The 13,252-nt window shown below is 67.3% G+C and carries 12 protein-coding genes; 2 read left to right on the top strand and 10 right to left on the bottom strand.

All coding sequences use genetic code 11. From position 1 onward, the window contains the following. Positions 1-3: 3 nt before the first annotated feature. The 9 genes from L8G49_RS15890 to L8G49_RS15930 all read right to left on the bottom strand — a co-directional run bounded on the left by L8G49_RS15890 (position 4) and on the right by L8G49_RS15930 (position 8,999). Entirely contained in the window at positions 4-1,593 is a 1,590-nt protein-coding gene (locus L8G49_RS15890; RefSeq protein ID WP_242138349.1) for a methyl-accepting chemotaxis protein, read from the bottom strand. After that, complete coding sequence (locus L8G49_RS15895) at positions 1,590-1,910, bottom strand: hypothetical protein (protein WP_242138350.1); 321 nt, start codon at positions 1,908-1,910, stop codon at positions 1,590-1,592. Before L8G49_RS15895 ends, L8G49_RS15890 begins: the two co-directional genes overlap by 4 nt. Before the next feature lie 83 nt (positions 1,911-1,993). Continuing rightward, on the bottom strand, positions 1,994-3,046 hold the full coding sequence (locus L8G49_RS15900; RefSeq protein WP_242138351.1) for a response regulator: 1,053 nt from the start codon (positions 3,044-3,046) through the stop codon (positions 1,994-1,996). After that, a complete protein-coding gene (locus L8G49_RS15905) occupies positions 3,043-3,492 on the bottom strand; it encodes a response regulator (protein ID WP_242138352.1) in 450 nt (149 codons plus the stop codon). Before L8G49_RS15905 ends, L8G49_RS15900 begins: the two co-directional genes overlap by 4 nt. Further along, positions 3,489-5,015, bottom strand: a complete 1,527-nt coding sequence (locus L8G49_RS15910; RefSeq protein WP_242186736.1) for a sensor histidine kinase — start codon at positions 5,013-5,015, stop codon at positions 3,489-3,491. The genes L8G49_RS15905 and L8G49_RS15910 overlap by 4 nt, the downstream gene beginning before the upstream one ends. Before the next feature lie 620 nt (positions 5,016-5,635). Beyond that, positions 5,636-6,400 carry a 3'-5' exonuclease gene (locus L8G49_RS15915; protein ID WP_242186737.1) on the bottom strand — a complete coding sequence of 255 codons (765 nt, stop codon included), beginning with the start codon at positions 6,398-6,400 and terminating at the stop codon, positions 5,636-5,638. A 106-nt stretch (positions 6,401-6,506) separates the two neighbouring features. Then, a complete protein-coding gene (locus tag L8G49_RS15920) occupies positions 6,507-7,889 on the bottom strand; it encodes a phosphomannomutase/phosphoglucomutase (RefSeq protein ID WP_242138355.1) in 1,383 nt (460 codons plus the stop codon). A 58-nt stretch (positions 7,890-7,947) separates the two neighbouring features. Next, the gene (locus tag L8G49_RS15925; RefSeq protein WP_242186738.1) at positions 7,948-8,205 is read right to left on the bottom strand and encodes a DnaJ domain-containing protein; all 258 of its coding nucleotides are present in this window, start codon (positions 8,203-8,205) and stop codon (positions 7,948-7,950) included. Continuing rightward, positions 8,205-8,999, bottom strand: a complete 795-nt coding sequence (locus L8G49_RS15930) for a division plane positioning ATPase MipZ (protein ID WP_242138357.1) — start codon at positions 8,997-8,999, stop codon at positions 8,205-8,207. Before L8G49_RS15930 ends, L8G49_RS15925 begins: the two co-directional genes overlap by 1 nt. 81 nt (positions 9,000-9,080) lie before the next feature. On the opposite strand from L8G49_RS15930, the gene panC reads away from it, so the two are divergent. Next, positions 9,081-9,926: a pantoate--beta-alanine ligase gene (gene panC, locus L8G49_RS15935; protein ID WP_242186739.1), complete on the top strand. Its 846-nt coding sequence runs from the start codon at positions 9,081-9,083 to the stop codon at positions 9,924-9,926. A gap of 291 nt (positions 9,927-10,217) precedes the next feature. Next, positions 10,218-10,514: a hypothetical protein gene (locus L8G49_RS15940; RefSeq protein WP_242138359.1), complete on the top strand. Its 297-nt coding sequence runs from the start codon at positions 10,218-10,220 to the stop codon at positions 10,512-10,514. A 94-nt stretch (positions 10,515-10,608) separates the two neighbouring features. Here L8G49_RS15940 and topA read toward each other — a convergent pair whose 3' ends face one another. Continuing rightward, positions 10,609-13,248, bottom strand: a complete 2,640-nt coding sequence (gene topA / locus L8G49_RS15945) for a type I DNA topoisomerase (RefSeq protein ID WP_242186740.1) — start codon at positions 13,246-13,248, stop codon at positions 10,609-10,611. Positions 13,249-13,252 lie beyond the last annotated feature (4 nt).

A 13,252-nucleotide genomic window follows, 5' to 3' on the forward strand; every position in this document is an offset into this window, starting at 1 on the left:
CGGCTAGGCGGCAACCGCCTCTTCGGCTTGCAGGAACGAAACGAAGCGATCGGTCGAGCGGAGCAGGTCACGGGCGCTGACGGCCAGTTCGCCCGCGCTTCTGCTCACGTCGGCGGAGAGCGACGACGCCGTTCCCCCGGCACGCGCGACGTTGGCAATACGCCGTTCGACCTCGTCCGCGGTGGAGGCGGCCCGTGCGGCACCCGCGTCGACGTCCTGCGCGGTCAGCCGTTGCTCGGCGACCGCCGTCGCAATTCCCGACGCCGCGAGCGATACCTGCCCGATCGCGCCGTTGACGCTGCGCAGCTTTTCGCTGGTGTCGGCCACGCCCTCCCGGATGCCCGATATCAGGCTGCCGATCCGGTCGCTTGCCCGGGTGGTGTCTGCCGATAGCGTCTTGACCTCCCCCGCAACGACGGCAAAGCCGCGCCCGGCATCGCCGGCGCGTGCCGCCTCGATCGTCGCGTTGAGCGCGAGCAGGTTGGTCTGCGCGGCGATCTTCCGGATGTCGGCGAGGAAGCCTTCGATCTGAACGGCATGTTCCTCCAGCATGGCGACCGTCTGGACGCTCCGCTTGGCCTCGCTGCTCGCCGTTTCGGTCAGCGCCGATTGGCGGTCGGCGGCGATCGCAATCGTCTGGACCGATTCGGACAGCGTACGGATCGTCGCGGCGACCTGCGCGATATCCTGCGCGGCCTGCCCGGCCCCGACGGCGACCTCGTCCGCCTCGCGCGTCGTGCTGCCGGTAATGCGCTCCAGCTGGACCGCGCCCTGTTCGAGCCGTTCGGTCGCCTCGCCGATCGCCTTGATCACCGATGTGACCGAGCGCTCGAATTCGTTGGCGATCGCGATCAGCTCGCCCCGCCGCGATTGCGCGAGTCGATCCGCCTGGGTCTCCCGCTCGTGACGCTCGCGCGCTGCGTCCGCCTCGGCATGTCGCGCCTGCTGCATCGCCAGCTCGGTCTGCCGCTGCCCCGCCTCGGCAGCCTCGGTCAGGTCCTGCGACCGTCGCAGTGCCGCCTCCTGTTCCTTGAACAGGCGCTCCAGCTGTACCATCAACAGCACCAGCACGCTGCATTGCAGGCCGACCGCAACGACGTGGAACAGGATCCGCCCGATATTCCCGCTTCCCGAAAAGACCCATTCCGGCGCCAGGCCTTCCAGCGCGACATGATGCACCGCGGTCAGCCCCGTCGCCAGCACGATCGGACGCCAGTCGGCCAGCATGACGAGCGCGGCCATGCCGACGAAGAAATACATGTGGGCATCCATCTGCCAGGGATGCCCTTTCAGCAGAAACACGAGCATGGCGGGTACGATCGTGGCGGTCGTCCCCATGACCGTGCGCGCTTCGGCATCGTGGCGCCCCGACAGCGCCATGGCCGTCGGCGCGATATTGACCAAGGCTCCGATGCCGAGCAGCGCCCACCCCGCGCCGGCGTGAAGGAGCGCATTGCCCAACAGCAGCAGCCCGAGCGAAACCCAGCCGAGCAACGCCCAAAGCTGGACCCCGCGGCGGCGCAGCGTGTCCAGTGGTGGGAGATGCGATTGTGGCGCAAACAGAGGGGCGATCATCGGAACCAGGCGAGTCATGCCGACGCCCCGAACAGGCGATCGTCCCCGCACCCCGAGGATGGCGCCGCGATCAACAGGACGTTCCAGGCGCGGAGTTTGCGCGTGATGCGCGCCCGGTCTCCCAGCACCACGAGCGATCCCGGAAGCGGCCCCGTTCCCACAAGCATGGCCCCGCTGGAGCGCGCGAGCGTGACCAGCGTTCCGGCATTCCCCTGCATCAAGGGAACCAGCAACATCGCTCCCGAAACCGGGGGCCACAGTGCCATCGCCAGAAGCGCGAGCACGCCGAGCGTCACCTGGAGTGATACCGTTATCGAAAGGGAAGGGCGTCGCATGACGATCGGTCTAGGCAGGACCGGTTAACGGCCAGTAACTCATGGATCGACCGCGACTAAGCCTTTAGTAGCAAACCGCTGGACTAATCGAGCGCAGCCCTAAGGCTTGCGCGAACGCCCGTCCCGACGGAGTCGTACTCGACGATCGTCTGCAGGCTCTGCGCCATCGCGCGGATCAGCTTGGTCCCGACCCCGGTTCCCTGTGGAGAGGCGTCTGCCGCCATGCCGATGCCGTCATCCTCGACCGATAGCTTGAAATGCGCGTCGCCATCCCCGCTGAGGACCACGCGGACTTCGCCCCCGCCCATGGGATACGCATATTTGCACGCATTACTGACGAGCTCGGTGACGATCACGCCGAGCGACACCGCGCGATCGGTCGCAAGCCGGATCGGTTCGGCGAACAGCGAGAGCGTGCGCGGGGCGGTCGGGGTCGACCAGGTCTCGCCCAGTTCATCGACCAGCGCTTTGAGATATTCGCGCATGTCGACCTGCTCGACGTCGTTGCTGGTGTAGAGCCGGCGGTGGACCTGCGCGATCGCGGCGATGCGGCGCTGCGTATCCTCGAGCGCGAGGCGCGCGCCATCGTCCTGCAACGCGGCCGACTGCATCCGCACCATCGCGGAGACGATCTGCAGGCTGTTCGCGACACGGTGGTTGACCTCGCGCAGCAGCGCCTCGAGCCGGGCGTTGCTCGCGCGGAGCTGGTCCTCGGCGGCGGTCTTGTCGCGTTCGAGCGCGGCGCGTTCGAGCACCTGCGCGAAGGCGCTGGCGAGCAGGTCGAAGAAGTCGCTGCCGACCGTCTTGACGACATAGTCCGACGCGCCCGCCTTGAGCGCGGCGACCGCGATCCGGCCTTCCTCCGACCCCGTGACATAGACAACGGGCGGTGCGTCCGGGAGCTGGCGGATCGCGTCGAGCGTCTCGATCCCGTCCATCCCGGGCATGTAATGGTCGACCGCGATCAGGTCGAAGTGCCGCTCACGCGCAAGCGCGAGCCCCTCGGCGCCGCCCTCGGCGACGGTGACGGCAAACCCGAGCCGCGTCAGCGCGCGCGCCGCGAGCCGCCGCAGCCCCGCGTCGTCGTCGATATAGAGGACCGCTGGCCCGGTCGCCTGAACCGGCTGTTCGATCACCCGTGGCCCTCGGCGTCGGGGACCTGGATCACCGACAGGAAGAGGCCGAGCTGGCGGATCGCCTGCGCGAAGCTTTCGTAATTGACCGGCTTGGTGATGTAGACGTTGCAGCCGAGATCGTAGCAGCGCTGGATCTCGACCTTGTCGTCGGTGGTCGTCAGCACGACTACGGGCGTGCGCTTGAGCGGACCGTCCGAGCCCTTGATCTTCGCGAGAATGTCGGTGCCGCCCATGTCGGGCAGGTTGAGATCGAGCAGCACGAGCGCGGGGCCGCCTTGCGCCGGGCCCTTGTCGGCGTTGAAGAGATATTCGAGCGCGCTGGTGCCGTCGGTGAAATGCTGGATCTCGTTGAGGATTCCTGCGCGGCGGATGTTCTTCTCGATCAGCCGTGCGTGCCCCTCGTCATCCTCGATCATGATGATGCTGACGGTCTGGTGGTCGGTCATCGCTGGCTTCCTCGGGTATCGGTCTTGGGTTCGGCGTACAGTGCCGGAAGCGTCAAATGGAACGTCGCGCCGCGTCCGAGTTCGGACGTGACGTCGATCACCCCGCCAAGCCGATACGCCAAGGCGCGGACATGCGCGAGTCCGATCCCTTCGCCCGGCTGGTCCTGCGTGCCCGAACGGCGGAACAGGTCGAACACGCGCGCGTGATCGGCGGGCGCGATGCCGCGGCCATTGTCCTCGATCTCATAGCGGATCCGCTTCCCCTCCCGGCGCCCGCGCACGACGATCCGGCCGGGGCGCTTGGGATCTAGGTATTTGACCGCATTCTCGATCAGGTTGGAAAAGATCTGCTCGACCGCAACCCGGTCGCTGACGAGGTCGGGAAGCGGGCGCTCGACCGTCAGCGTCGCGCCGCGCTGCTCCATCTGCTGCGTCAGGCTCGCGCCGATCCCGTCGATCAGCGTCGCCAGATCGAGTGGCTCCGCGGAAATGACGCGGCGGCCCTGGCGCGACAGCTTGAGGATCGCGTTGATCAGCCGGTCCATCTTCTGCGTCGAGGTGCGGATGAAGCGGATCGCCTCGGGGAGGTCCTCGCGCGCGGCGAGACGTGCGTCCTCGCTGACGATCTCGGGGGCCTTCTCCTCGGCGCGGTCGATCAGGTCGGTGATCGCGCCGGTCGCTGCCTCGAGCTCGGCGGTGAAGCCCATCACGTTGACCAGCGGGCTGCGCAGGTCGTGGCTGACGATATAGGCGAAGCGCTGGATTTCCTCGTTCGCGCGGCTGAGGTCGGCGGTGCGTTCCTCGACCTGGTTCTCGAGCGTGTCGGCGAAGTCGCGCAGCGTATCGCGTGAGGTCGCAAGCTCGCGGGTGTAGCGCAGCACCGTCACCAGCGTGACGAGCGCGACCAGCGCGAGCAGCAGCCCGGCAAGCGCGAGCGTGATGTAGAAGAGCCGGACGCTGTTCTGTTGGGCGGCGTCGCGGATCTTGAGCAGCCGCTGTTCCTCGGTGACCATCCGGTCCGCCAGCGCGCGGACGGTGCGCATCCGGCGCGCGCTCGTCTCGGCCTCGAACTGCGCGACCGCGGCAGTACGGTTGCCCTGCCCGGCAAGGACGATCGTGCGTTCGCGCTGCGCGGCGAGATCGGCGGTCTGGACGCGCAACGCAGCGACATTGGCCTGCTGGCGGGGGTTGTCGGCGGTCAGCGTGGCGATCCGGTTGATCGCACGGGGAAGCTCGGTCATCGCGGCGCGATAGGTTGCCAGATAGATCGGATCGTCGGTCAGCAGAAAGCCACGCCGTGCGGTTTCCCCCTGCTCGATCGCAATCCGCGCGCGGTCGATCGACAGCTCGACCTCATAGGTGTGGTTGACGTCGCGGGTGTGACGCTCGTTCTGGTCGGTCGACCAGGCCGCAGCGATCCCGGCGACGACCAGTAGCAGGAATCCAAGTGACATACAGGCCACCAGGAATCGGCCCATACGGCCTTCGCTGATGCCAAACCCCTGGACTAACCGCTTGTACATGCAGTGTCCTTACGCAGCAGCAACGACAAACGCCAGTGGCTCGGCGTTGATGACGATCAATCGATTCGCCACTGTCTGCCCTTAGCGGAGTCGCAGATCGCCACCGTCCGCCCTGGGCGAAGTTGCCGATCGCCACCGTCCGCCCTGAGCGGAGTCGAAGATCGCTACCGTTCGCCCTGAGCGGAGTCCCAAATCCCCCTCCGTTCGCCCTGAGCGAAGTCGAAGGGCCAGCGCTGCGCAGAGGCTTCGACTTCGCTCAGCCCGAACGGAACTGGCGCGAGCGAACTGGCGTGAGCGAACTGGCATGAGCGAACTGGTGCGAGCGAACTGGCGCAAGCGAACTGGCCCGGACGGAACTAGCGCAAGCGAACTGGCGGAAACGGAACTGGCGCGAGCGAACTGGCGCGGACGGAACTGGCCCAAACGGAACTGGCGCGAGCGAACTAGCTCGAACGGAACTAGCTCGAACGGAACTGGCGCGAGCGAACTAGCCCGAACGGAACTGGCCAGAACGGAACTGGCCAGAACGAAACTGGCCCAAACGGAACTGGCGCGAGCGAACTAGCCCGAACGAAACCGGCCCGAACGGAACTGGGCGGCCCGCCAGGACGGACAGCGCCCTACACCAGCTTCCCCTGCGGCGACGGCCGCCCGACGACACCCCCGCCACGCCGCCGCGCGAGTTCGGTCTCGGCGGTGAAGCGGACGTCCATGTCGCGATCGCCGAGCATGATCGACAGCGAGTCGTCGCTGATCTCCTGCCAGCTCTTGCCGCGATCCGGCCCGGGGCGGATCACGCGCGGCAGCAGGCCGGGGACCGCGGACCAGGCGAGCAGTTGCTCGGGGCCGACTTCGTTGAGCATGTCGCGCAGGTGGAAGGCGGTGACATAGGCGTCGGGGAAGGCGCGATGCGCGGGGAGGCCGAGCTCGTGGACCATCCCCTCGGGCTTGCGCCAATAGCGCAGCATCTGGTTGGAAAAGCTCGGCGTATCGGGCCATAGCCGCAGCGCGCATTTCCACGTGCAGATCCACGGCGCGCCGCGCGTCAGCGGGGTCGTGCAGAACTTCTGCTCGTAATCCGCCCGATGCGCCGCGAGCGCGATCCGGCGCGGATAGGGGTCGAGCACCCCGCGCGCGACGTCGTGCCAGAAGGGCGCGTCGGCGACCTGTTCGTCGAGGATATGGTGGATCGCCTGGGTCAGCGGCGGGATCGGGCGACCGGGGTTGACGAGCCGCGCGCCGCCTTCGCCCTCGATCTCCCAGCGGCCGTCCTTCTGCAGCGCGACGTCCTGCCAGCCGATCTCGCACACGCCGTGGATCGGCGGGCCTTCGCCGGTGGTCTCTAGGTCGATGACACGGATGATCTGGGGCGCGGGGGGAGGCATTGCGCCTAGGTGGCGTGTTTTACGCCGGATTGCGAGGGGGGCGATGGGTTCGCCCCCCTCACGGCGTCATCCCGGACGATGCCCGGCAAGACGGGTGTGGCGGTGCTTAGTGCGCCGCCTGTGGGCCACGCTGCAGCCCGCTCTTCTCGAGCTGGTCGTCGATCATCGCGAGCAGGCGGTCGAGCGCGGGCTGGTCCTTTGCTTCAGCGCGCGCCACGAGCACGTCCTGCGTGTTCGATGCGCGGAGCAGCCACCAGCCGTCGGGGGTGTTGACGCGCGCGCCGTCGGTACGGTCGACCTCGGCGCCATCCGCCTCGAGCCGCGCGAGCACTTCCTCGACCACCGCGAACTTGCGGCTCTCGTCAACCTGGAAGCGCATCTCCGGCGTGTTGACCAGCGCGGGCATGTTGCCGCGCAGTTCGGTGACCGACTTGCCGATCATGTGCGCCGCACGAATGAAGCGGACGGCCGCATATTGCGCGTCGTCGAACCCGTAATATTCATGCGCGAAGAAGATGTGGCCGCTCATCTCGCCCGCGAGCGGGCTGTCGGTTTCCTTCATCTTCATCTTTATCAGGCTGTGCCCGGTCTTCCACATCAGCGGCTTGCCGCCGAGTTCGGCGACCCGGTCGTACAGCATCTGCGACGCCTTCACGTCGGCGATGATCGTCGCGCCGGGAAGCTCCTTGAGAACAGGTTCGGCCAGAATGGAGAGAATCTGGTCGCCCCAGATTACGCGGCCTTCGCCGTCGATCGCGCCGATCCGGTCGCCGTCGCCATCGAACGCCAGACCGAAATCGAGGTTCTTCTCCGCGACGAGCCGCTTGAGATCGACCAGATTGGCTTCATCGGTAGGATCGGGATGATGGTTGGGAAATTTGCCGTCGACATCGGTGAACAGCAGGTGATGCTCACCCGGGAGGAGCTTGACCAGCTTCTCGATGATCGGGCCCGACACGCCGTTGCCCGCGTCCCAGCCGATCTTGTAGGTGCCGCCCGCGAAACCGGCCATCAGGCGGCCGACATATTCGTCCTCGACGTCGGCGGTCGAGACGGTGCCTTCGCCCGTCTCCCAATCGCCTTCCTCGGCCATCCGCCCGAGATCCTGGATGTCCGCGCCGAAAAACGGCTTGTGTTGCAGCACCATCTTGAAGCCATTGTAATCGGAGGGATTATGGCTGCCGGTTATCTCGATGCCGCCATCCACTTCTAGCGTGGCCTCGGCGTAATACAGCATCGGGGTCGGCCCCATGCCAATCCGTACGACGTCCACGCCGGCCGCGGTCAGCCCGCCGACGAGCGCGGCTTCGAGCTCGGGCGAGGACAGGCGGCCGTCATAGCCGACCGCGACGCGGGTGCCGCCGGCGCGGCGCACGCGCGTGCCGAAGCCGCGACCGATCGCGTCGGCGTCGGCGGTGCCCAGCGTCTTGCCGACGATGCCGCGGATGTCATATTCGCGGAGCGAAGTGGGGTCGAAGCGATGGGTCATGCGGTTCCTCCTGGGGTTTGATAGGGCCTAATCGACCAATCGTGAGAAAGTTCAGTGACTAAGGCTTAAGCAGCACGTCACGCGCCGCGTTAATCCGTCGGGTCAGCTCGGCGGAGCCGCCCTTGTCCGGGTGCAGCGCCGAGACGAGCCGGCGATGCGCCGCGCGGATCGCCGCGGCATCCGCCGCCGGGCCGACCCCGAGCACGGCGCGCGCCTCGGTCTCTTCAGGGCGTTGCATCGGCGCGCGCCTGGGCTTGGGGCGCAGCAGCAGCCATGCCGCTACGAGCAGTGCGACGAGAAGCAGGACTTTGCTCATCAGGCGAACAGCGGCAGCACGGATTCGGGCAAGGCGAGCGCGCCCATCATCTCGCGCAGCTCCTGCCGCGCGGCGACATGCGCCAGCCCCATCGCACCGAATTCGCCCGAATCGAGCATCGTCAGCCCGGCAGGGAACAGCTCGCGATAGATCACGCGTTCGCCGAGCCCGGGGACGATGCGGAACCCGACCCGCTTGGCGAGCTGGTCGAGCGCGTCCGACACGCGGCGCATGTTGCGCGCCTCGATATGCTGGACGCGATTGCGCAGCACGACCCAGTCGATCGTCGAGCCGTCCGCCTTGGCGCGCGCCTTGCGGGCGTCCCATATCATCTCGGCGTAGAAGCTCGGGCGGGTGACCTTGTAGGTTTCGGGATGGACCTGCCCGATCAGGTCGAAATCGACGAAACTGTCGTTCATCGGCGTGACGAGCGTGTCCGCGCGCGCCGCCGACAACCGCCCGAAACGGTCGTCGCGGCCCGGCGTGTCGATCACGAGGAAATCGGTGTCGGTCGCGAGGTCGGCGAATAGCTCCTCGAAACGCTCGTCGGTCTCGCCGTCATGCGTCGCGTGGCGCGGGATCGGCAGCGCGCGACCGGTCCGCTGGACGGTTGCGGCGCGATTGTCGAAATAGCGCCCCATCGTGCGCTGGCGGTGGTCGAGATCGAACGCCGAGACCTTCGCCCCGCGCGCGGCGAGCGCGATCGCGACATGGACCGCGGTGGTCGACTTACCGGTGCCGCCCTTTTCGTTGGCGAAAACGATGATGTGTGGTTTTCGCGCAGCAGTGGCCAACGGGATGATGTCCTAGCGTCTTGTTCGGTTCGGCCTGCCCCCATAGAAGGCCTGCCCGTCCTTACCGAAGGCCCAACCCGCGTGCAAACCATCCGTACTCTCGACGCGCTTCGCTCCGCGATCGCCGACTTTCGCAGCGACGGGGCGGGCATCGCGCTCGTGCCGACGATGGGCGCGCTCCATAGCGGGCATATCGCGCTGATCGAGACCGCGCGGCGGCAGGGGCGCAAGGTCGTCGCGTCGATCTTCGTCAATCCCAGGCAGTTCGGCCCGAACGAGGATCTCGCGCGCTATCCGCGACGCGAGGCGGCGGATGCGCGGATGCTGACCGAGGCGGGGTGCGACCTGTTGTGGCTGCCGCCGGTGGACGTGATGTATCCGGCGGGCTTCGCGACCAATATTTCGGTGTCGGGGGTGAGCGAGGGGCTCGATGGCGCGGCGCGGCCGGGGCATTTCGACGGGGTCGCGACGGTCGTCGCCAAGCTGTTCAACCAGGTTCGGCCAGACGTGGCGCTGTTCGGCGAGAAGGATTTCCAGCAGCTCGCGGTGATCCGACGGATGGTCACGGACCTCGATTTCGGGATCGAGATTGAGGGCGTTCCGACCCAGCGCGACGACGACGGCCTCGCGCTGTCGTCGCGCAACGTCTATCTTGAGCCCGAGCAGCGTGCCGCCGCAGTGGCGCTGCCGCGCGCGCTGGGCGAGGCGGCGCGCGCGATCGCGCGGGGCGATTCGCCCGAGGATGCGCTGGCGGCGGCGCGGGAATCGCTGATCGCGGCTGGGTTCGTGGTCGATTATGTCGAACTGGTCGATGCCGCGACGCTGACCGCGGAGATGGCGGAGGACCGGCCGCGGCGGCTGCTCGCGGCGGCGCGGCTGGGCGCGACCCGGCTGATCGACAACCTCGACGTGCCGGCACGGGGGTAGCCGGGGCGGGGGGGCACGAAAGTTCTAGAATGTGACTGCTCTCGCTCGCACCGCTTCCCCGGCGAAGGCCGGGGCCCAGCAGCGCAGCGGGAGAAGGCGAGCGCTGCCCTCCGTTCCCCTGGACATCGCGACTGGGCCCCGGCCTCCGCCGAGGAAGGGCTTGGAAGGCTCCCCGCTGCGACCTTTGCAGACCCCCGCTACGACCAAAGGCTAATCCCCCCCGTTAACCTTTCTTTGACCGGGCCCCGCGCACTGTCGGGGCTAGGGCATGGTTAACCGGGAAGATTCGACATGGGCACGAGCCTCAAGAACGCGCAGTTTCTCATCGACAGCAAATTGGCCGAAGCGGCCTGCGGTGACGCGGATGCCTGCTACGAGCTCGGCATGGTCTATTCGAGCGGCGCGGCCGGAGTTTCGGTCGACCTGGTCGAGGCGCACAAATGGTTCAATCTCGCCGCCGTCGCGGGCAGCGAAGCGGGGATGGCGAGCCGCGGTGAAATCGCCGAGGACATGACCGCGCGCGAAATCGCGACCGCACAGGCCGCCGCGCGCGCCTGGCTCCGCGCGACGCAGCGCCGCGCGGCCTGAGGCGCGGTGCTCCTGCGCAGGCAGGAGCCCAGAGTCCCAAGCGACGCGCCCGTAACCCTGGGCTCCTGCTTGCGCAGGAGCACGGCGTGGCGACTCAGGCGGTCGCCTTCTTCGCGGCGGGTTTCTTCGCTGCCGGCTTCTTCGCAGCGGGCTTTTTCGCGGGAGCCTTCTTCGCCGGGGCCTCCGCTGCGGCATCCGCGGTTGCCGCCGTCTTGGCCTTCGCGGGCGCCTTCTTCGCTGCCGGCTTCTTGGCCGCCGGCTTCTTCTTCCCCTTGGTCGGCGGAGCCGCCGCTGCGCGCGCGTCGATCAGCTGCGCGGCTTCCTCGAGCGTCAGCGCATCCTTCTCGATCGACTTGGGCAACGTCGCATTGGTCGTCCCATCGGTGACGTAAGCGCCATAACGGCCCTCCATCAGCTTGATCTCGGCCTCGCTGCGCGGATGCAGGCCGAGCACCTTGAGCGGTGCCTGCGCGCCACGCTGCGGACGCCCGCCGCCCGCCGCGGCTTCGGCGAGTTTCACAACCGCCGCGTTCATCCCCGTCTCGAACACGTCGTCGGTCGAGGTCAGCCGCGCATATTTGCCCGCGTGCTTCAGATACGGGCCATAGCGTCCGATCGCCGCCGTGATCGGTTCGCCGGTTTCGGGATGCGTGCCGATGGTCCGCGGCAGCGACAGCAATTTGAGCGCCCATTGCAGATCGAGCTCGCCGATATCCTTCGGGATCGACGCCATCTTGCGCGTCTCGCCCTCGCCGATCTGGATATAGGGCCCGAACCGTCCCGATTTGCGCTCGACCGGCAAGCCGGTTTCGGGATCGTTGCCGAGCGTCTCCGGACCCGTATCCACCCCAGCACCGTCCGCACCCGGCTGGCCGAAGCGGCGGGTGTATTTGCATTCGGGATAGTTGGAGCACGCCACGAACGCGCCGAACTTGCCGCCGCGCAGCGCGAGCTGCCCCTGACCGCAATTCGGGCACAGCCGCGGGTCGCTGCCGTCCGCCATCGGCGGGAAGAGATAGGGTGCCAGGAACTTGTCGAGCTCGGCGGTCACTTCGGACGGCTTCTGCTCCATCACCTCGGTGGTGCGCGGCTTGAAGTCCTTCCAGAACGCTTCCAGCACCGCCTGCCATTCGGCACGCCCGCCCGAGACTTCATCGAGTTCGTCCTCGAGGCCCGAGGTGAAGTCGTAACTCACGTATTTCTCGAAGAACCGTTCGAGGAACGCGGTCACCAGACGCCCCGATTCCTCCGCGAAGAAACGGTTCTTCTCGACCCGGACATACTCGCGGTCCTTGAGCGTCTTGATGATCGACGCATAGGTCGACGGACGCCCGATCCCGAGCTCTTCCAGACGCTTGACCAGCGACGCTTCGGAGAAGCGCGGCGGCGGCTGGGTGAAGTGCTGTTCGGCGGTGACGCTCTTCTTGGCGGGCGCATCGCCTTCGCGCAGCCGCGGCAGGCGCTTGGCGTCCTCGTCCTGCGTGTCGTCCGAGCCCTCCTCGTACAAGGCGAGATAGCCCGGGAAGAGCATCACCTGCCCGGTCGCGCGCAGCGCGGTATGGCCAGTGCCGTCCGCCATCTCGACGGTGGTGCGCTCCATCCGCGCGCTCGCCATCTGGCTCGCGAGCGCACGCTTCCAGATCAGGTCGTACAGCCGCGCATGATCCCCGCCGCCGGCCTTGTCCTTTGAGAAATCGGTCGGGCGGATCGCCTCGTGCGCTTCCTGCGCGTTCTTCGCCTTGGTCTGGTAGACGCGCGGCTTGTCGGGGACATAGCTCGCATCATAGCGGTTCGCGACCGCATGGCGCGCGGCCGAGATCGCGCTCGAATCCATCTGCACGCCGTCGGTCCGCATGTAGGTGATCGCGCCGTCCTCATAGAGGCCCTGCGCGATCCGCATCGTGTGATCCGCCGAGAAACCGAGCTTGCGCGAGGCTTCCTGCTGGAGCGTCGAGGTGGTGAAAGGCGGCGGCGGGTTGCGCGTCGCGGGCTTCACCTCGACCGACTGGACGGTGAAATGTCCGCTTTCGACCGCGGCCTTGGCGCGGTTGGCCACGCCTTCCTCGCCGATCGACAGGCGATCGAGCTTCTTGCCCTCGAACGTCACGAGCCGTGCCTGGAACGGCGTGCCGTCCTGCTCCATGTCGGCGATGACCGACCAATATTCCTGCGCGCGGAATGCTTCGATCTCGCGCTCTCTGGAGACGATCAGCCGCAGCGCGACCGATTGCACGCGTCCCGCCGACTTGGCGCCGGGCAGCTTGCGCCACAGCACCGGCGAGAGCGTGAAGCCGACCAGATAATCGAGCGCACGACGCGCACGATAGGCGTCGATCAGATCGGTATCGAGCTCGCGCGGATGCTTCATCGCATCGGTGACGGTCGCCTTGGTGATCGCGTTGAAGGTGACGCGCTGGACGTCCTTGGGGAGCGCCTTGCGGTTGCGCAGCACTTCCTGGACGTGCCAGCTGATCGCCTCGCCCTCGCGATCCGGATCGGTCGCGAGGATCAGGCGGTCGGCGGTCTTGGCGAGATCGGTGATCGCCTTGAGCTGCTTGGTCTTGTCCGCGTAATTCTCCCACTCCATCGCGAACCCCTCATCGGGGTTCACCGATCCGTCCTTGGGCGGCAGATCGCGGACGTGGCCGTAGCTCGCGAGCACGCGGTAATCCGAACCGAGGTATTTCTCGATGGTCTTCGCCTTGGCGGGCGATTCGACGATGACAAGCTGCATGGGG

Source organism: Sphingomonas sp. CARO-RG-8B-R24-01 (assembly GCF_022662295.1).
GTDB lineage: Bacteria > Pseudomonadota > Alphaproteobacteria > Sphingomonadales > Sphingomonadaceae > Sphingomonas.